Below are 18,307 nucleotides of genomic sequence, written 5' to 3'. Positions count from 1 at the left end.
CGTTTGATATCCTGAAGGAATCGTCCCGGCGCGTTATGCCGCGAGCAGGCCCGCGCGGGTCGGCGGCATGCCGACGAACCCGGGCAACGCCTCGACGCGCGCGAGCCACGTGCGCACATGCGGATACGGATCGAGCGACACGCCGCCTTCCGGCGCGTGCGCGATGTACGTATAGGCGGCGATGTCGGCGATGGTCGGCTGCGCGCCGGCCGCGAACGGCTGCTTCGCGAACTCCGCGTCGATCACGTCGAACAACCGGACGGCGACGCGCTTCGCCTGCTCGTGATCGAGCGGCGCGCCGAACACGGTGACGAGCCGCGCCGCGGCCGGGCCCGCCGCGATCGGTCCCGCCGCGAGCGACAGCCAGCGCTGCACGGCCGCCGCGCCGGCCGGATCGTCGGGCAGCCAGTGCGCGTCGCCGTAGCGCTTCGCGAGATAGACGAGGATCGCGTTCGAGTCGGACAGCACGACGCCGCCGTCGTCGATCACGGGCACTTGCCCGAACGGGTTCAGCGCAAGGAAGGCCGGCCGGCGCTGCTCGCCCGCGGCGAGGTCCACGTCGACGACCTCGAACGGCACGCCGAGCAGCGACAGGAACAGGCGCACGCGATGCGCGTGGCCGGACAGCGGAAACGAGTAGACGCGGATCGGAACAGACGGCTTCTCGGCAACAGGCATGGGAACACTCCGGCAAAGGGCGTCGCCGCGAACCGGCAACGAACGGCCCCAGCGTAACGCGCGCCCCCTGTCTTCAGAAGAGGGATAATCGCGGAAACATCATCCTCTTTGACAGGACAATCGGCGATGGCGGATTTGCGCGACGTGAACCTGAACCGGCTCGCGGTTTTCGTGGCGGTGGTCGAAGCGGGCTCGCTGACGGCGGCGGCCGAGCGGCTCGGGCTCGCGAAGACGGTGGTCAGCACGCACATGCAGCGGCTGGAATCCGAAGTGGGCGCGAACCTGCTGGTGCGCACCACGCGGCGGCTCGCCGTGACCGACGCGGGGCGCGCGTTCTACGACGCATGCCGCGACATCATGCGCGCGACCGAAAGCGCGCTCGACGCGGTGTCGTCGGAGACGGGGCCGCTGCGCGGCACGCTGCGCGTGAGCGCGCCGATCGACTATGGCGCGCAGGTCGTCGCGCCTGCGATCGTCGCGCTGCGCGACGCGCATCCGGCGCTCGACGTCGAGCTGATCGCGAACGACCGCCTCGTCGACCTCGTCGCCGACAACATCGACGTCGCGATCCGCATCGGCCGTCTCGCGGATTCGAACTATCGCGCGGTGCAGCTCGGCGAATACGAGAAGTGGCCGGTCGCGAGCCCGGCGTTCGTCGCGCGCTGGGGGTTGCCGCGCGATCCGGCGGCGCTCGCGGCGCTGCCGTTCGTAATGCTGTCGACGCTGCCGCGCCCGCAGACGTTCGAGCTCGAGAGCGCGCGCGGCGGCAAGGCGTCGGTGCGCTGCACCGCGCACGTCGTGTCGAACACCGCGACCGCCTGCCGCGCAATCGCGCTCGCGGGCGGCGGCTTCGGGCTGCTGACCGATTTCTCGATCGCCGACGACGTCGCCGCGGGCCGGCTCGTGCGCCTGCTGCCCGGCTGGCGCTCGCCGCCGGCCGGGATTCACGCGATCTTTCCGTCGACACGGCTGCCGTCGCCGAAGGTGCGGGCGTTCATCGAGGCGATGCGGGAGAAAATTGGCGCGGCGCCGGCGCGGGCGACACGTGGGCGGTCGACGAAGTCGAAGCGTGCTTCCGGATGAATCGTGCCGCGCGCGTGCGGCATTCAATCGCTACGCAGCAGCCTTCTCAAGAGAATGGACTTCAGATCCTTGCGGGTATCGCACACGACATGGATATAGGCGATATCGCCGCGAACCTCGTAGACGATGCGGTTCATTCCGGCGATGACCTGACGGTACTGCATCAAATTGAAGTTGATCAGTTCGTCCGGAATCCGGCCTCGGTTCGGAAAGGACCGGATCACAGCAATGGCGTCCTTGATTTTGCCGTAGCTGGCTCGCCAGGTCTCCGTTCCGAAATTTGACTGGAGGTAGCGCTTCAATTCCTTCAAATCCGTTTCTGCAGAACGCAGAATCACGACACGAAGCGTCATTGCTCGTCTTCCTTGTCGAGTTCCGTGAATACATCCTCGACAGGACGAAAGTGGCCTTGCTCGATCTCGCGATTGCCGAGGGCAAGGAGCTTCAGGAGCGCCAGCGTTTCTTCATGCTCCTCATAGGACTTGACGTCCATGACGACAAGTTTCGCTTCGCCGTTCTGGGTGATGAGCATCGGCTCCCGGCTTTCGGAAATGTCTTTGACGATCTCCGCGGCATGACTCTTCAGGTAGCTGATCGGCTTGACTTGCGTGGAAAATTTCATCACGACACCTTGTCCTTTTGGCAGCAACTGGACCGATTATAGACCGAATTTAGTCCTATTATACGCCGACCACCTGGCCCCGAAGATTTACCGAACCGGCATATACCAAGTCGGCTCCCCTACCCCGCCGCCGCCAACGTCCCGAGCAGCACCTTCCTGCAGCTCGCGATCATCTGCGCTTCCGGATCTCGGTACTCGGTCAGCAGCCACGCCGTGCCGACGTTCGTCATCGCGCCGACCAGCGCGAGCCCGATCAGCCACTGCTCGGTGCGCTCCGGCCCCGCAACCGCCTCGCCCCGCCCGCCGATCGCCATGATCAGCTTGCCGAACTCGACGAGCACGCGCTGATACGTCGCGTCGGTGTCCAGGCTCACGCCCATCACCTCGAGCAACAGCACGCGCGCCGCGCACGGATCGCGCAGGAACCCGAAGAACGCCGCGAGCCCCGCGTCGACGCGCGCGTCCAGATCGCCGCCGTGCGCGGCGACCGCCTGCGCGACCGCGTCGCGCAACTGCTCCGCGTGATGCAGGTAAGTGCAGCGCAGCAAATCCTCGGTGCTGTCGAACGCCGCATAGAAATAGCGGTCGTTCAGCTTCGCTTCCCGACAGATCGACCGCACGGTCGCCTTCCTGAAACCGACCGTGCCGAACACGCGCGTCGCCGCACGGATCAATGCGTCGCGCCGCTCCGCCGCGCGCACCTCGGGCGCCACGCCGCCGTACGCGCGGCCCCGTTTCTGCGTTTTGAGTACTTTCTCCATTCCGCTATTTGACATCAGGACACCCGAAAACTAAATTGGTGACACGCAACACCACAATAAGCGCGCCGCCGGCACAGCGCAAGCGGACACGGGAGGAACGACGGATGAAGGGGTTTTCCGGGAAGGTCGCCGCGATCACCGGCGCCGGTTCGGGCATGGGCCGCAGTCTCGCGGTCGAGCTCGCGCGGCGCGGCTGCGAGGTCGCGCTCGCGGACGTCAACGACGTCGGGCTCGCGGGCACGGCGGCCGCCTGCTCGCGGCACGGCGTGCGCGTGACGCCGCAGCGGCTCGATGTCGCCGACCGCGGCGCGGTGTTCGCGTGGGCCGACTTCGTGCGCCGCGCCCGCGCACGCAACCTCCAGCGCGCGCATGCACCCGGCGCGCGCCCGACCCCGCCGACCAAGGACCCCGCATGACTTCGACGACCGACCGGCGCACCGCGCCGCCCGCCTTCGACCGCCACGCGAGCGCCGGCGGCACGCGCCGCGACGGCGCCGATCTCGACGTGCTGATCGTCGGCGCCGGCCTGTCCGGCATCGGCGCGGCCTATCACCTGCAGCAGCGCTGCCCGTTCGCACGCGTCGCGATCCTCGAGGCGCGCGACGCGATCGGCGGCACCTGGGATCTGTTCCGCTATCCGGGCGTCCGTTCGGATTCCGACATGTTTACGCTCGGCTACAGCTTCCGGCCGTGGCACGGCGACAAGGCGATCTCGGACGGCCAGACGATCCTCGATTACATCCGCGACACCGCGCGCACCTACGGGATCGACAAGACGATCCGCTACCGCCACAAGGTCGTCGGCGCGGACTGGGATTCGAACCGCGCGCGCTGGACGGTGCGCGTCGAACGCGGCGGCGGCAGCGACGCTCCGGCCGAGACGCTCGTGCTGACCTGCCGCTTCCTGTACATGTGCAGCGGCTATTACGACTACGACGCGGGCTACCTGCCCGACTGGCCCGGCAAGGACACGTTCGGCGGCGATCTCGTGCATCCGCAGCACTGGCCGAAGAACCTGTCGTATGCGGACCGCCGCGTGATCGTGATCGGCAGCGGCGCGACCGCGGTGACGCTCGTGCCGTCGATGGCGGCCGAGGCACGGCACGTGACGATGCTGCAGCGCTCGCCGACCTACATCGTGTCGCTGCCCGCGCGCGACAGGATCGCCAACGCGCTGCGCCGCATGCTGCCGGCGCGGCTCGCGCACCGGCTCGTGCGCGTCAAGAACGTGCTGCTGACGATGTATCTCTACAATCTCGCGCGCCGCAAGCCGGAGGCGACGAAGAAGCTCATCATCCGCGCGGCCGGCAAGCAGCTCGGCCCGGACTTCGACGTCGCGACGCACCTGACGCCGCGCTACAAGCCGTGGGACCAGCGTGTGTGCCTCGTGCCGAACGGCGACCTGTTCAAGGCGATCCGCGCGGGCCGCGCGTCGATCGTCACCGACGAGATCGAGCGCTTCACGCCGACCGGCCTCAGGCTGAAGAGCGGCCAGCGGCTCGACGCGGACGTGATCGTCACCGCCACCGGGCTGAAGGTGAAGATGCTCGGCGGCGCGCAGGTCACGGTCGACGGCCGCGCGGTTGACCTGTCGCAGACGGTGTCGTACAAGGGGATGATGTACAGCGACGTGCCGAACCTCGCGTCGTCGTTCGGCTACACGAACGCGTCATGGACCCTGAAAGCCGAGCTGATCGCGCGCTACGTGTGCCGCCTGCTCAACCACATGCGCGCGCACGGCTACGACACCTGCGTGCCGCGCCTCGCGCCGGGCGATCTCGGCAACGTGCCGGCGGTGAACCTCAGTTCGGGCTACATCCAGCGCGCGGCCGGCATCCTGCCGAAACAGGGGGAGAAGAAGCCGTGGAAATTCCACCAGAACTACGTGCTCGATCTCGCGTCGCTGAAGTTCAGCACGCTCGCCGATTCGGCGATGCGGTTCGAACGCCGCGCGAAGCCCGACGCGGGCGCCGCATCCGGCCCGCAACCCGCGCTCGACACCCGCGCTTGAACCCGCGGTCAAACCTGACGAGGCCGACATGAGCCATACGATCCATCTGATCCAGCAGGCGCTGATCGCCGTCGCGGCCGTGTGCGCGGCGCTCGCGGCGTTCACGTGGTACATCGCGCACCGCGTGACGCGCGCGTTCCGGCCCGAAGGCCGGTTTGTCGACATCGGCGGCGACCGCATCCATTACGTCGAGTACGGCAGCGGCCCGCCGATCGTGTTCGTCCACGGGCTTGCGGGGCAACTGCGCAATTTCGCGTACCTGCCGCTGCAACAGCTCGCGGAACGCCATCGCGTGATCCTGATCGACCGGCCGGGCGCCGGGCATTCGCTGCGCGGCGCGCGCTCGCAGGCAAACATCTTTGCGCAGGCGCGCACGATCGCCGCCTTCATCGACGCGCTGCAGCTCGACAAGCCGGTGCTCGTCGGGCATTCGCTCGGCGGCGCGATTTCGCTCGCGGTCGGCCTCAACCATCCGGAGCATGTGAGCCGCCTCGCGCTGATCGCGCCGCTCTCGCATCTGGAAGCCGAGCCGCCGGGGCCGTTCCGCCCGCTGCTGATTCCGTCGAAGCTCGTGCGCCGCTTCGTGTCGTGGACCTTCGCGATTCCGCTGACGATCCTGACCGGCCGCAAGGCGGTCCGTGCGGTGTTCGCGCCGGAAGCGGTGCCGAACGATTTCCCTGTCAAGGGCGGCGGGCTGCTCGGGCTGCGGCCGCGCAGCTTCTATGCGACGGCGTCGGACCTGATCGCGGTGCCCGGCGACCTGCCCGCGATGGAGCGCCGCTATGCGGAGCTCGCGCTGCCGGTCGACGTGCTGTACGGCCGCGACGACCGCATCCTGAACTGGCGCAGCCACGGCGAGGCCCTCGCGCAGAAGTCGCCGCGCGTGCGGCTGCGGGTGGTCGAGGGCGGCCACATGCTGCCCGTCACGATTCCGGACGCGACGGCCGAGTGGCTGGCCGAAGTGGCCGCGGCGCCGCTCGAAGCGCACGCGCCGGTCGCGCAGGCCGGGCGCTGAAGCCCCGGCGCCGCGCATCGGCGCGCGGCGACGCGTTCAGTCCTCGCTGTCGGGCAGCGTCAGGCCGAGTTCCGAGATCACCTCGCGCGCGTTGCGGAATGCCTCGACCGCCGCCGGCGCGCCCGCGTACAGCGCGCTGTGCAGCAGCACCTCGCGAATCTCGACGAGGCTCGCGCCGTTGTTGAGCGCGCCGCGCACGTGGCCCTTCAGCTCGGTGCCGCGGCCGAGCGCAGCCAGCATCGCGCACGTGCAGAGGCTGCGCGTCTTGAGATCGATGCCGCCGCGCTGCCACGTGCTGCCCCACGCGTGCTCGTTCAGCCAGTCCTGCAGCGGCCGAGAAAATCCGTCGAGATCGCGCATCGCCCGCTCGACGAATGCCTCGCCCATCACGTCGATGCGGCGCGCCTTGCCCTGCTCCTTGTCCTGTTCGCTCATCGCTCTGTCCTGTTCGTCCGGCTTCCGTTTCGGGGGTGCTTCGGTTGCGCCGTCGATTGCCGGTGTGTGCGGGTTGGCCCGCCGGACGGCGCGATCCTCCTCTCATGTTCGCGAGGCGCGGGCATTTCGTCAAAGGCGCGGGCGTCGGTCGGGTAAACCGCTGCGCCACAGTAAGTGTGTCAACGCGCGCGCGTCGCCGGACGCCGACGCTACGTAACGTTCCCACGCACGTTACGACGCCTTGCGGGAACATCGCGCGGTCCATTGCGCCACCGCTTCGCGAAATCGCCATTACTCAGAACAAAAAGCCTCAAACGTCGGACATTCCACAAGAAAAATTCAACGCACACCGCGCAAACCACGGTGGCGCGGAAATTGCAGTTCTGGCCGGGACAAACACCAATTGTTGAGGCCAACATGCAGAAATACTTCTCAAGAACGACGCTCTCGCTCGCCATCTCGTCGCTGCTCGCGCTGCATGGATGCGGATCGATCGACGGACCGACCACGGCTACCTCGCTGAAGCCGAGCACGTCGGGAACATCGGGCACGTCCGGGACGTCCGGGACGTCCGGGACGTCTGGGACGTCTGGCACCTCCGGCAGTTCGGGAAGCTCAGGGACGTCGGGCGGGAGTTCGGGGTCTTCGGGTACGTCCTCGGGTACGTCCTCGGGTACGTCTTCAGGTACGTCTTCAGGTACGTCCTCCGGCACATCCTCGGGTACGTCTTCCGGTACATCCTCCGGCACATCTTCCGGCACGTCCTCGGGTACGTCTTCTGGTACGTCTTCTGGTACGTCTTCTGGTACGTCTTCTGGTACGTCTTCCGGTACGTCTTCGGGTACGTCTTCCGGTACATCCTCCGGCACATCTTCCGGCACATCTTCCGGCACATCTTCCGGCACGTCCTCGGGTACGTCTTCCGGTACGTCCTCAGGCACGTCCTCAGGCACGTCCTCAGGCACGTCCTCGGGCACCTCAGGCTCCGCTCCGCTCGGCAGCATCTTTCAGCAGACCGGCAACCTCGTCACGTCGCTCGGCACGACCGTCGCCAACGGCGGTACCCAGGTGGGCAGCGTGTCGAACAACCCGGCTGCCACCAGCGTCGGCAATGCGGTCACTAGCCTCGGCAACGGCGTCCAGTCGCTCGGCAACGGTGTCGCGGCCGGCCTCGGCTCGATCGGCGTGTCGCAGAATCCGCTCGGACCGACGCTCACGTCGACGACCGGCCTGCTGAGCGGCGCCAGCGCTGCCGTCAACAATGTCGGCAATGCGGTGACGAGCCTCGGCGCCGGCCCGCTGTCGCCGCTCGCACCGGTCACGTCGACCGTCGGCGGCCTCGTCAGCACGGTCGGCAGCGTCATCAGCACCACCGCGTCCGGCCTCAACACCACGCTGAACACCACGCCGATCCAGCAGCTCGAGACACAGGTCGGCAGCCTCATCAACCCGATCACGAACACGCTGACCGGCGGCGTCCAGACGCCCGGCACCACGCAGAACGTCGGCGCCACGACCGGCCTCGGCACGCCGGTCGGCAACCTGCTGACCACGGTCGGCACCGGCCTCGGCACGGCCGGCGCGCAGATCGGCGGCGCGACGACCAACCCGGCCGGCACCGATCTCGGCAACGTCGTGACGCAACTCGGCAATACGGTCACGAGCGTCGGCGGCCTGCTCGGCGGCAATACGGGCAGCTCCAGCAGCGGTTCGGGCGGCACGAGCGGGACCAGCGGCAGCCCCCTCGCGCCGATCACGGGCCTGCTCGGGTCGCTGGGCGGCAGCGGCGGCGCGACTGGTTCGAGCGGAACCGGCGGCAGCGGCCCGCTCGCACCCGTGACGAACCTGCTCGGTTCGCCCGGCAGCGCCGGCGGCACGAGCGGCACCGGCGACCTGCTGGCGCCCGTCACGACCCTCGTCAATTCGCTGACGCCGCTCGGCGCGAGCCTCACCGGCACGGTCACCACGCCTGGCGGCGGGTTGACAGGCAACCTGACCGGCGCGCTGACGAATGGCCCGGTCGGCACGCTCGCCGGTTCGCTGACGTCGCCCGCCGGCACCACCGGCGCCGGCGTCGCGGCGAGTCCGGGCGGCGTGATCACGACGATGACGACGCCGGGCGTCAGCGCCACCAGCACCGCGGCGGGCGGCCTGAGCGGCAGCTCGAGCGGCGGCACGGCCGGGGCGACCAGCCTGCTCGCGCCGGTGACGAACCTGGTCGGCGGCCTGCTCGGCGGCGCCTTGCCGAAGTAATCGACCCGCAGCGCCAGGCGGCCGGGCACACAACATTCCAAACCCCGGCCGCCCGCCGGCGCCGCCCACGTTGCGGCGTCGGCCTCATCCATACGAGGATCACATGAACTCGACGCTCGAAGGCATCTCCGCCGTCCAAGACCGGCCGCCCCGCTCCGCCACCCCGTTGCGCGCCGGCCTGCTCGGCATCACGGCCGGCCTCTTCGCGCTGTGGATCACGCGCGACCAGCCCGCCCTCGACGGCGCCACGCGCGCGGTCATCGCCAGTCTCGCGATCATCGGCACGATCGCGCTGCACGAACTCTTCATCTCGCGCGTCTATCTGCGGCCGAGCGCCGGCCTGTCGCGGCAGGCCGTGCGACCGCTCGGCGTCGCCCGCGTCGCGGTGCGGCTCGGCGCGCTCGCGTCGGTCTACGCGGGCATCGGCATGCTGTACTGGCTGCTGCCCGAGTATCACGGCGCGTTCTACCTGCCGTTCTGGTCGCTGCTGCGCGCGCTCGCGCCGTACGTGATCGCCGCCGCGCCGATCTATTTCGCGTGGATGGACCGCCATCAACGCGAGACCGACGACGCCTACCTGCTGTGGGGGCGCTTCCTGTTTCGCGGCGAGCAGCCCGCAAGCTGGCGGCCGGTGCGCGAAATGCTCGCCGGGTGGATGGTCAAGGCGTTCTTCCTGCCGCTGATGACCGTCTACCTGTCGAAGGACGCCGATCACCTGAGCGCGTCGCTCGCGAACGCGATGCATGCGCCGATGTCGCTCGCGCTGTTCGTGTTCATGTACGACCTGTCGTTCACGATGGACCTGATGTTCGGCACCGTCGGCTACCTGTGCACATTCCGCGTCCTCGACAGCCACGTGCGCACCGTCGAGCCGACGACGCTCGGCTGGCTCGCCGCGCTGATCTGCTACCAGCCGTTCTGGTCGCTGATCTCGAACAATTACATCCGCTACGAGGGCTCGATGTTCTGGGACAACTGGCTGCTCTCCGCGCCGGCGATTCGCGTGGCCTGGGGCGCGACGATCATCGCGCTGCTGCTGTGCTACGCGCTGTCGACGATCTCGTTCGGCCTGCGCTTCTCGAACCTGACCAACCGCGGGATCATCACGTCCGGCCCGTACCGCTTCACGAAGCATCCGGCCTACATCACGAAGAACCTGTCGTACTGGATGATCTCGGTGCCGTTCGTCGAGCCGCTCGGCTGGCGGGTCGCGCTCGCGCATTGCGCGGCGCTCGTCGCGGTCAACCTGATCTACTTCCTGCGCGCGAAGACCGAGGAGCGTCACCTGATGCGCGATCCGGACTATCGCGCGTATGCGGCGTGGATCGCCGAGCACGGGTTGTTTGCGCGGATTCGGCGCGTGTTCGGGCAGCAGCAGGCGGGTTGATTTGCCGCCGGCACGGGTGGACCGCAGCCTCGCAAGGCGGTCGCCCGCGCCGCTTTCGTCAGGAATAAAACGGCAGGCCTTCTGCCGCCCCCGACGCAGGCGCTTTGCGCGCTCAACTCATCTCAAAAATGGCCAGCTTGCGGCCAATTGTCGCGAAACATGGGCAATTTACGCCTTTTACGGACAGCGGGATTGCCGGATGCGCGATGACCGCGTATGGTGCGGGCCGTCCGCGTGCGTAGTGGCTCGCCCGGGTGCTTGCACCGCTCGCATCGTTCGGACATTCCGACCGTCGCCCTGCGCGACGGCCGCGCGGGTTCCGGCCCGCCGTTCACCGTCTCCGCGACGCCGCCCGCCGGCGCCGCGCATTCATGAGGAAAGAGGCGTGATGCATAAAGTCCTGATCCTGATCGCTCTCTGCGTCGCGGGCCTCGCCGCGATCGCCGCCGGTTTCCAGCACATCCCCAGCTGATTGGCGGCCCCGGCTCGCTTGCCGAGCCGCGGGGCCGCTTCCTCCGTTTTCCATCGCCATGACCCATTCATTCGACACGCTCGACACGATCTCCCTTTGCCATGCGCATCGACGTACAGCATTGCCAGAACAGCATCGACGATGAGCTGGACACGCTCCATGCTCGCCTCCATCAACCGGGCCACCGCCTGCACGGCCTGCCGGCCGTCGCGCTCGGCGCGTCGGGCCTGATCGTTCGCCATCGGGAGGCGGATGGCGAATATTTTCTCTATGTCGAAGATCCGGCGCCCCGGCAGCTCGCCGGGTATACGGTATTCAATCGCTTGCCCGAAATTCCCCGTCGCGCGGATCGCTATTTGCGGGCGCCGCATTCCAAATTTCGCGCTTCGTTCCAGCGCAAGGGGCTTGCGACCACGCTGTATCGGTGGGGGCTCGACGCCGGGCTGTGCCTGATCAGCGGCGCGCGGCAGTCGGTTGGGGCGGCAAGGCTGTGGACGATGCTCGCGCGGGAGTATCGGCACGGGTTCGTCGATATCGAAGGGCGGGAATTGCGTTATCTCGGAGAGTGCGTGTCGGATGACGTGCACGGTGCGTTGCATACGCGGCGGCTGTTGCTTGGGGCGGGGTGGACGATGGGGGAATTTGCGGAGGTGATCGGCATGACTGGCGGGCCGGCGATTGCACACGATCGATCAGTTCGCACGTCGGCGCGCTGGCCGGAGTGGCCGGTTCGGGTGCCGCCGAACGGCGACGCGCCGGACGCTCAATCCATCGTGCCGGGAGCAAGCACAATCGTGGCCAAACAATCAGGGGCCGGTAGTCGCCGGCAAGCTGGACCGGGCCATGACTGTCGTGCATTCCAAACGGAATCGCCGATACGCTTGCGGAAAGACACCTGAAGCGCTGTGTCCGGAATTTCACGCTGACAGCGTGTAAAAGGAGACAAACTGGCCAAGCGCCCCACTCGACATTCCGTCGCGCAGCCACGCGAAGAAGTCGATCATGCGTTCGTCATCGGACCAATTGTCGACAACGATGCCGGATGGTTGATATACGACATCCAGCACGCGCTCGTTCCGTATCGTCACCACGAATCGTTTCCGTCCGTCGGGCAACAACTTCATTTCCGTCAGCACTTGGTTTTCACACAGCATCCATTGCTGTGCGTCGCGAAACGCCACCGGTCCCGTAGCAGACGCAAAGACGCCGTAGTAGCGCCCGTCCACAACCGTGAAATAACCGCGATCCGGCTGGCGCGCCGGGTCGTGAGTGACCCAAGCCTTCGGACCATGGTCTGTCGCGTACTGGAGCACTTCGCGCGCGCAATCGAAATTTCTCAAAAGGAGCAGAGACATGCCACGTCCCGTTCAAATTTCACGCTTCACTGTCGCACAGCGTGCTGCAAAACGGATCTTCCACTATGACCGCTTCCTTCCACCTGATGTGTTACCTATGCTTTGCCGCCTACTTCCAATACATCGGTCCACGAACCTTACAGCGCGCTCGGATGCCATTCGGTGATCAGAAACAGATTTCCACTTGCATCTCGTAACGAGATGGTTTGACCGAGGGGATATTCACACGGCTGAGCACCTGCCCCTGCATCAGGAACAAGCCCTCCCTTCTGGAAGGCGACCACCGAAAGGCGTGCGAACTCCGAGCGACAATCTTCCGTCGTCATGCAAAAAATTGGCCAATCGCCAGACGGACTTCGATTTGGTTGAAGTTGCAAACAAAACGATGGGCAATCAATATGCCGAAGCAGAATTTCTCCCATACCGTAGTTTTGTGAAACGACGAAAAGGCGCAATTCTTTCACATAGAATCGAACCTGCTCGTCCACGGAAACTGTTGGCACAAAAATATCTGCTCTCATCACACTTTAGCAATCACCGCCCGCCACGCCTCAAGACGAATATCGGCCACCTCACGCGACCGCCCCATTTCACTGACACGCCCATCGCCCTACACATACCATTCACTCAAATCAAATACATTTCCAGCGGGATCCCTCATTTTTAAAAATTTACCCAGCGGCCACTCCACAAACCCCGGATTCGAGAGGATTTCCGCTCCACTTTTGAAATTAACACCTTTTAGACGATTATACTCACCAAAACAGTCGTCAACCCCGACAGAGAATACCGGTGCACCACCCTCTCGCACATCCAACTCCAGAGAAAGCATCAAATAAAAATCCTCACTCCGGATATATCGGAGAAATACATTCCCCCGGCCAAGATCCTCGGCAACCTCGAACAGCGCCAGTTCATTGACATAAAACTCCACCGACTCCTCAGTCGATTTCGATGGAACAAAAACGACATTCTTCAATTCAGCACCTGACATAGCTGGTACACGTGCCCCGAGCCGTACCGCAGCGTCTGCAGTGGCTGCTTGTGCGGCAATGACAGCGTCGACACGTTGTCCAACTCTCCGAGACGTATCCAACCGGCCGTCGGCGCTTGTGAAGTAGCCTCGGCTCAACAGCTGTGCCGAATCACTTGCAGCTAAAGCCTGTGAGCGTCCGTCAACTTCGTTCCGAACGATTTCGGTCGTGCGATCGAAGCTTCTCAGCAAAAGCAAAGCCACTTCACCTTGTGCATGAACATCGGTTCGCCATCGCCTTGAAGATCGATCTCGACAAAATGCAGCGGGAGAACCGTGAACAACAACGCAGCCCTATGAAGCCTCGCCCCACGGGTCATAAATATAATTACTATCGATTGGAATAAACTCTATACCCTTCAACACCGCCCGCTCCGCCGCCTCCTTGAATTTCTCATTACAAACAAGCTCCATTATCTCGACACTCCGAAACAAGGCTGACGTACAATCATCACGGGGAACGAATCGCTTGATCCAGCTGTACATTGGAGTACCGGGAAAAAGATTGTTCTCAGCAATTTCCCCTGATTCCATATCCCTATCTTCCAAAAACTCAGAACTACTCCGATCAAGCAACGCAGCGTGTTCCGCCGGAAGAAATATCGAATAGCGCTTATCCCCAACATCTTTACCATCGTACGTGATCCGCAATGGAATTGCACGATAACGAACCTTCATCGCGTCACATACTTGCAAAAACCGCTCTGACACAAAATTCGTTTGACTTCCGTAAAAATCAAAATCAACCGAATCCTTAGAGTCCGCAAGCTGATATATGTAATCGTGCTCCACTGCCACGCTGAATGGATCACCAACATACATTGGCCACTCCCACTCGTCGCGATTTACTGCTCCCGACAAGAAGTGCGGGCACCCACACTCACCCGGACGATATTGAACGACATAGAATCGAGCATCCATCAAAGTAGCCTTCCAGTTATTACATCAATCACATACTTCCCCGTCTCAAGCCCCTCTCGCGCCATATTTTGGATGCGTCCGACACCGAGAGCGAGTTGCGTGTCACTGAGCCGTCCAGCGAGGAACTGCTGATTGAGCTTTTTCAGCTCGGCCTCGATAGCAGCAGTGTATTGACTGTGATTCGACCAGTGCCCAGGCAGCCCCATGTCCTTCGCGAGTCCGGAACTGCCCGGCAAGAACGTACCATTCGAAGCACCGTCGCCATCAAAGCCCATACTTCGGAGGCGCTTGAACATAGCCGCGAAATCGGGATGCTTCATCAACTCTTCGGGGATGAGATGATGGTTCGCCATGCCGTCCCCGGTGCGGGCTCCCATATTTTTGCCAAGAACTGTCGAGCACCAACCCAACGGATCGATCCATCCAGTCGCGTTTGGTGCAAAGGCATACAGATTCTCACCACCCAGCACCCCAATCGGATCCTGATTAACGAACCTCCCCACATCCGGGTCATAGAACCGAAACGTGTTGTAATGCAGCCCGGTACTGTCGTCAGCATACTGCCCCGCATACCGCAACGGCTGCTCTGTACGCGGCGCCGCCAGTTGCCGATCCCCAGCATCGACCTTCCCCCAAGCCGAATACCGCCCGGCCCAGGCAACCTCTCCTGCCTCGTCCGTCACCTCCAGCGGCGCGCCGACCAGATCCGTATGGAAATGGTAGACCCGTGCCGCATGTTTCGCCTTGTCGATCGCAACTGCCGCAACCGCATCCGCGATCACCGCGTCAACACGCGCCGCCGGCGTATACGGCACATCCGGGCTGTAAACATAGCTGCTGACGCCGGTTTCGCGAATCTCCTGCGCGAGCCTCAACCCTTCCCACACGAACCGCTTGCGCTCGGCGCGCAGTTCCACGCCGCGATGATCGAAGTAAGTTTCGATCTTCGCCGTCCGCCGTCCAAGCGGGTCATACTCGAACCGCGCTTCGACCGCCCCGCTCGCATCTTCCGTCCGCACGGCAATCAACCGATCCTGCCCATCGTAGCCAAACCGCTGCGTCCGATTCGGCCCCTGCTGTTTCGTCGCAAGATTCCCGAACGCGTCATAAGCGAACCGCAAGTCCTGCCACATCCGCAGCCGGTTGCCTTCCACGTAACCGCGGCTGCGACGTTGTCCGTCATCCAGCAGGTTGCCGGCCGCATCCCACGCGAATTCCTCGAGATGCCGGTCCGCCGTGCGGTACTGCCGCATCAACTGCCCCGCCGGGTCGTAGCTGTATTGCGTGCTGCCCCGCAGGCTGTCGCTCATCTCCGTCAGCTCGCCGGCCGCGTCATAGCCGTAATTTCGCCACAACTGCCCACGCATCCGGCCGGTCGTCTCAGGCGACAACCCGGCCGCCTGCCACAACTTGCGTCCCAGCAAGTCATAACCCGACCGTTCGACCAGACGCCCTTGCGTCCGCAAGATCTCGCGATGCAGGTCGTCCCGTTCGAAATCGCTGACCACCTGGTCGCCGCAGCGAATCTGGTGCACGTGGCCCGAGCCGTATCGCAGCATCTGCAGCGTCTGCTCATGCGGCAACGACAGCGTCGACACGTTGTCCAGTTCGTCCAGCGCGTATCCGACCGTGCCGTTCACGCCATGCTCGGCAATCAGCCGCCCGCCCTTGTCGTATTCGAACCTGACCGCATCCGGCTCGATACCGAGCGCGACACCCGCATCGGTCGGCGTCCGCTCGACGGCAAGCAGCCGGTCTCCCGCATCACGCTCGTAGCGAGTCACGTCGGTCGGCGTGTGCTGCGCCGTCAGATTCCCCATCAGGTCGCGCTCGAAGCGAAGCACCCGAACGGCCTGCGCATCACGACGATTCGTATCGTCAGCCGCACCGACGATCGTCAGCTCCCGAAGCCCGCCGGCATCGTCATAGGCAAAGCGCCGCTTCACGCCATCCGGCCGCGTTTCGGACAGCAAACGCCCGCCCGCGTCATAGGCGAACGCATAGCGCGCATGATCGTTCAGCAGCTCGAGCAGCCGCCCTTCGGCATCGTAGCGATACACGAGCCGGCGCCCCGCCGGATCGATCGCTTCGCGCAACTGGCCACGCGCATTGCGGATCGATTGCCGGATGCGTCCGCCCAATCCGACATGTCGCACGACGAGCCCAGCCGCATCGTATTCGAAGGACTCCTCGCTGCCGTCCGGATAGGCGATGCGCACCGGTTCGCCGGTCGGCCGCATCGCGTACGAGACGCGCTGCCCCAATGCGTTTTCCGTGGCGACCGGCAGTCCGAACGCGTCGAACTCGCTGCGCGTGGTCTTCCCCGAGCAATCCGTATACGCGACGAGCTGACCGAGCCGGTTCCACGCCAGCGCCTTGCGTCCGCCGCGCGCATCGACATGCGCGGTGGGCTGCGACGTCAGCCCGTCGGGATACTCGTACCGGTTGGTCCGGCCAAGCGGGTCGCGGCTGAGCAGCAGGCGCCCCTGACGGTCGTATTCCGCCTGCCAGACGCCGCCGTCCGGCGCGGTGATTTCCACCGGACGCAGGCTGTTGCCGTCGTACCGCGTGCGCGTCGTGCGCCCGAGCGGATCGGTTTCGGCGACGATGCGCCCCGCGTCGTCGTATTCCAGCGCGACCTTGCGCTCGCCAGGCAGCATGAACGCAATCGGCATGCCGGCATCGTTGTACTCGATCCGGTACTGCGCGCCGTCGAGATCCGTGCATTCGACGACCTGGAATTGCGCGTCGTAACGCCAGCGCGCCGAACGTCCGTCGAGATGGCGAACGCGGCTTTCGCGCGCATCGAGATCGTATTCGAACGTCCAGTGCTCGCCCTCGCTGGTCTGCGTCGCGACGACGCGCGGCTGCCCGCCGATCGCCGCCCACTTGTAGCTCGACACGAATCCCAGCGCGTTCGTGTGGCTCGTCATCAAGCCGTCGGCATACGCAAAGCGGCGCACGACCGCGCCGTTCGCGTCCGTCACCGACGCCATCTGACCGTTGTCGTCGTATCCATAGGCGACGGCGAGACGGCGCTCGTCACCGTGGACAAGCGTGACCGTTGCGAGCCGGCCGTGGACGGCCTCGTAATCGAGCACCGCCTGTATGCCGCCGCAGGTGAGGATCTCGCGCACGCGCCCCTGACTGTCGCGCTCGAACTGCGTCCACTGCCCGGCCTGGTCCTCGATGCGGCGCACCCACGCGATCCGGTCCGTGTCGGGATCGAGCCGCCCGAAGTCGTAATACGTTTCGCCGACGTCGTGCAGCACGTAACACCCGTCGGGCGTGCAGGTCAGATAGCGCTGCTCGCTCTCGCTGAACGACGACTGCCCGTTGCGAACCAGCGGAAACCCGCTTTCGCGCCCTTGCGCGTCCGTGTACCAGAGCCGCCCGTCGCGCGCCTGCAGCCGCAGGTCCCACGGCAGCACCCAGCCGCGGCCGAGCGTGCCGACGTGGTCGAGGCCGCTCGAATAGAAGCGCTTGATCGCGACCGGCAGCGGAGCCGGAATGACGTAATCGGTTTCCGATTCGGCGAGCAGGATCTTGCGCCCGGTCGTGACGTCGACAGGATTGCCGAACATCCCGCCGATCGCGCGATTGATCGCGGGCCCGGCCACGTAGCGCCCCACGGCCTCTCCGAGCACGAAGCCGCCGATGAACTTCGCCGCGCACGGCAGGACCGCGCGCGACAATCCGCCGGCAGCCTTCACGAGGCCGGCGAGGCCGCCAACCAGCCCGGCCAGCGCGAGTGCCCAGTCGACCGTGGTACGGAGCCACGGCGGCACCTCGTCGTCCACCGGCAGGTAGGTTTCCGTGCCGCCGTGAATGAACGTATCGTGCGAGCCGTCGCCGATCGCCGCGCCGCACGTGATCTTGTCGTCCTTGCGCGCGGCGGGCCGCCCGTTGATGAAGACGTTGGTCGATCCCTGCGCGACGAGCGGCACCGGATTGTGCTTGTCGCAAGCCGTGCCGCTCAGCGTGGCGTACGCGGCGGGCTTGCCGTTGATGAAGACATTGGCGGAGCCGGTGACGATCGCACCGGACGGAGAACTGAACATCTTCCCTATCGCCTCTCCTAGCGACAGGATCGCGCTGGCTCCGACGCCGGCAACCAGGCCCGCCAGCAACGCCACGCCGAAGCCGCACGTGAAGGTCGCGAACGCGACCGCGGCGATCAACGCGACGCCGATGACGGCGCCGATCAGGAAACCCGCGAGCGCGCTGGTGTGCTCGATCGGATCGGTGACGCGTGCGGCCTCGAACATGGCGTGCGTTCCT

General features: G+C 65.3%; 17 protein-coding genes and 1 pseudogene. 7 read left to right on the top strand and 11 right to left on the bottom strand.

The features are described 5' to 3' along the window. Nucleotides 1-33 precede the first annotated feature (33 nt). Entirely contained in the window at nt 34-678 is a 645-nt protein-coding gene (locus KY49_RS25150) for a glutathione S-transferase family protein (RefSeq protein WP_042587176.1), read from the bottom strand. Between the two features lie 126 nt (nt 679-804). Here KY49_RS25150 and KY49_RS25145 point away from each other — a divergent pair, with 126 nt between their 5' ends. After that, complete coding sequence (locus tag KY49_RS25145; protein ID WP_042587175.1) at nt 805-1,761, top strand: LysR family transcriptional regulator; 957 nt, start codon at nt 805-807, stop codon at nt 1,759-1,761. A 23-nt stretch (nt 1,762-1,784) separates the two neighbouring features. Here KY49_RS25145 and KY49_RS25140 read toward each other — a convergent pair whose 3' ends face one another. The 3 genes from KY49_RS25140 to KY49_RS25130 form a co-directional block, all read right to left on the bottom strand. Beyond that, a complete protein-coding gene (locus tag KY49_RS25140) occupies nt 1,785-2,114 on the bottom strand; it encodes a type II toxin-antitoxin system RelE/ParE family toxin (protein WP_042587174.1) in 330 nt (109 codons plus the stop codon). Further along, a complete protein-coding gene (locus KY49_RS25135) occupies nt 2,111-2,383 on the bottom strand; it encodes a type II toxin-antitoxin system Phd/YefM family antitoxin (RefSeq protein ID WP_010098346.1) in 273 nt (90 codons plus the stop codon). The genes KY49_RS25140 and KY49_RS25135 overlap by 4 nt, the downstream gene beginning before the upstream one ends. A 119-nt stretch (nt 2,384-2,502) precedes the next feature. Continuing rightward, nucleotides 2,503-3,159, bottom strand: a complete 657-nt coding sequence (locus tag KY49_RS25130; RefSeq protein WP_042587173.1) for a TetR/AcrR family transcriptional regulator — start codon at nt 3,157-3,159, stop codon at nt 2,503-2,505. Nucleotides 3,160-3,248: 89 nt separating this feature from the next. Between KY49_RS25130 and KY49_RS25125 the strand changes: the two are divergent. From KY49_RS25125 to KY49_RS25115, 3 genes and pseudogenes are all read left to right on the top strand, one after another. Then, nucleotides 3,249-3,482: pseudogene (locus KY49_RS25125) on the top strand (SDR family NAD(P)-dependent oxidoreductase); the annotation flags it as partial. Between the two features lie 74 nt (nt 3,483-3,556). Next, a complete protein-coding gene (locus tag KY49_RS25120) occupies nt 3,557-5,155 on the top strand; it encodes a flavin-containing monooxygenase (protein ID WP_042587171.1) in 1,599 nt (532 codons plus the stop codon). A 28-nt stretch (nt 5,156-5,183) separates the two neighbouring features. Next, the gene (locus KY49_RS25115) at nt 5,184-6,170 is read left to right on the top strand and encodes an alpha/beta fold hydrolase (RefSeq protein ID WP_042587170.1); all 987 of its coding nucleotides are present in this window, start codon (nt 5,184-5,186) and stop codon (nt 6,168-6,170) included. Between the two features lie 36 nt (nt 6,171-6,206). Here the strand turns inward: KY49_RS25115 and KY49_RS25110 are convergent, their stop codons facing one another. Next, nucleotides 6,207-6,605, bottom strand: coding sequence for a carboxymuconolactone decarboxylase family protein (locus KY49_RS25110; protein WP_042587169.1), 399 nt, complete (start codon nt 6,603-6,605; stop codon nt 6,207-6,209). Nucleotides 6,606-6,814: 209 nt separating this feature from the next. Beyond that, complete coding sequence (locus KY49_RS39345; protein ID WP_442854646.1) at nt 6,815-7,582, bottom strand: hypothetical protein; 768 nt, start codon at nt 7,580-7,582, stop codon at nt 6,815-6,817. 100 nt (nt 7,583-7,682) lie between these two features. On the opposite strand from KY49_RS39345, the gene KY49_RS39340 reads away from it, so the two are divergent. The 3 genes from KY49_RS39340 to KY49_RS25090 all read left to right on the top strand — a co-directional run bounded on the left by KY49_RS39340 (nt 7,683) and on the right by KY49_RS25090 (nt 11,616). Next, entirely contained in the window at nt 7,683-8,858 is a 1,176-nt protein-coding gene (locus KY49_RS39340; RefSeq protein ID WP_042588716.1) for a collagen-like triple helix repeat-containing protein, read from the top strand. A 103-nt stretch (nt 8,859-8,961) separates the two neighbouring features. Continuing rightward, entirely contained in the window at nt 8,962-10,245 is a 1,284-nt protein-coding gene (locus KY49_RS25095; RefSeq protein WP_042587167.1) for an isoprenylcysteine carboxylmethyltransferase family protein, read from the top strand. 573 nt (nt 10,246-10,818) lie between these two features. Then, nucleotides 10,819-11,616, top strand: a complete 798-nt coding sequence (locus KY49_RS25090) for a hypothetical protein (protein WP_042587166.1) — start codon at nt 10,819-10,821, stop codon at nt 11,614-11,616. An 18-nt stretch (nt 11,617-11,634) separates the two neighbouring features. Here KY49_RS25090 and KY49_RS25085 read toward each other — a convergent pair whose 3' ends face one another. The 5 genes from KY49_RS25085 to KY49_RS25080 all read right to left on the bottom strand — a co-directional run bounded on the left by KY49_RS25085 (nt 11,635) and on the right by KY49_RS25080 (nt 18,294). Further along, entirely contained in the window at nt 11,635-12,072 is a 438-nt protein-coding gene (locus KY49_RS25085) for a hypothetical protein (protein WP_042587165.1), read from the bottom strand. 137 nt (nt 12,073-12,209) lie between these two features. After that, nucleotides 12,210-12,593, bottom strand: coding sequence for a VOC family protein (locus KY49_RS37680; RefSeq protein ID WP_156162608.1), 384 nt, complete (start codon nt 12,591-12,593; stop codon nt 12,210-12,212). 89 nt (nt 12,594-12,682) lie between these two features. Continuing rightward, nucleotides 12,683-13,303: a hypothetical protein gene (locus KY49_RS37675; RefSeq protein WP_156162607.1), complete on the bottom strand. Its 621-nt coding sequence runs from the start codon at nt 13,301-13,303 to the stop codon at nt 12,683-12,685. Between the two features lie 96 nt (nt 13,304-13,399). Beyond that, the gene (locus tag KY49_RS37670) at nt 13,400-14,026 is read right to left on the bottom strand and encodes an Imm43 family immunity protein (protein WP_156162606.1); all 627 of its coding nucleotides are present in this window, start codon (nt 14,024-14,026) and stop codon (nt 13,400-13,402) included. Continuing rightward, nucleotides 14,026-18,294 carry an RHS repeat-associated core domain-containing protein gene (locus KY49_RS25080; protein WP_042587164.1) on the bottom strand — a complete coding sequence of 1,423 codons (4,269 nt, stop codon included), beginning with the start codon at nt 18,292-18,294 and terminating at the stop codon, nt 14,026-14,028. The genes KY49_RS37670 and KY49_RS25080 overlap by 1 nt, the downstream gene beginning before the upstream one ends. Nucleotides 18,295-18,307: the final 13 nt, after the last annotated feature.

This window comes from Burkholderia sp. MSHR3999 (assembly GCF_000833595.1).
GTDB classification, from domain to species: Bacteria; Pseudomonadota; Gammaproteobacteria; order Burkholderiales; family Burkholderiaceae; genus Burkholderia; species Burkholderia ubonensis.
Note: the sequence above shows the minus strand (reverse complement) of the source record. Positions and strands in the feature narration are given on the sequence as shown.

Excerpts from the sequence above, each read along its gene's own strand:
- KY49_RS25090 (WP_042587166.1), top strand. The coding sequence starts at position 10,819 with ATGCGCATCGACGTACAGCATTGCCAGAACAGCATCGACGATGAGCTG.
- KY49_RS25130 (WP_042587173.1), bottom strand. The coding sequence starts at position 3,159 with ATGTCAAATAGCGGAATGGAGAAAGTACTCAAAACGCAGAAACGGGGC.
- KY49_RS25150 (WP_042587176.1), bottom strand. The coding sequence starts at position 678 with ATGCCTGTTGCCGAGAAGCCGTCTGTTCCGATCCGCGTCTACTCGTTT.
- KY49_RS25115 (WP_042587170.1), top strand. The coding sequence starts at position 5,184 with ATGAGCCATACGATCCATCTGATCCAGCAGGCGCTGATCGCCGTCGCG.
- KY49_RS25140 (WP_042587174.1), bottom strand. The coding sequence starts at position 2,114 with ATGACGCTTCGTGTCGTGATTCTGCGTTCTGCAGAAACGGATTTGAAG.
- KY49_RS25120 (WP_042587171.1), top strand. The coding sequence starts at position 3,557 with ATGACTTCGACGACCGACCGGCGCACCGCGCCGCCCGCCTTCGACCGC.
- KY49_RS25145 (WP_042587175.1), top strand. The coding sequence starts at position 805 with ATGGCGGATTTGCGCGACGTGAACCTGAACCGGCTCGCGGTTTTCGTG.
- KY49_RS25095 (WP_042587167.1), top strand. The coding sequence starts at position 8,962 with ATGAACTCGACGCTCGAAGGCATCTCCGCCGTCCAAGACCGGCCGCCC.
- KY49_RS25080 (WP_042587164.1), bottom strand. The coding sequence starts at position 18,294 with ATGTTCGAGGCCGCACGCGTCACCGATCCGATCGAGCACACCAGCGCG.
- KY49_RS37670 (WP_156162606.1), bottom strand. The coding sequence starts at position 14,026 with ATGGATGCTCGATTCTATGTCGTTCAATATCGTCCGGGTGAGTGTGGG.
- KY49_RS25110 (WP_042587169.1), bottom strand. The coding sequence starts at position 6,605 with ATGAGCGAACAGGACAAGGAGCAGGGCAAGGCGCGCCGCATCGACGTG.
- KY49_RS25085 (WP_042587165.1), bottom strand. The coding sequence starts at position 12,072 with ATGTCTCTGCTCCTTTTGAGAAATTTCGATTGCGCGCGCGAAGTGCTC.
- KY49_RS37680 (WP_156162608.1), bottom strand. The coding sequence starts at position 12,593 with ATGAGAGCAGATATTTTTGTGCCAACAGTTTCCGTGGACGAGCAGGTT.
- KY49_RS25135 (WP_010098346.1), bottom strand. The coding sequence starts at position 2,383 with ATGAAATTTTCCACGCAAGTCAAGCCGATCAGCTACCTGAAGAGTCAT.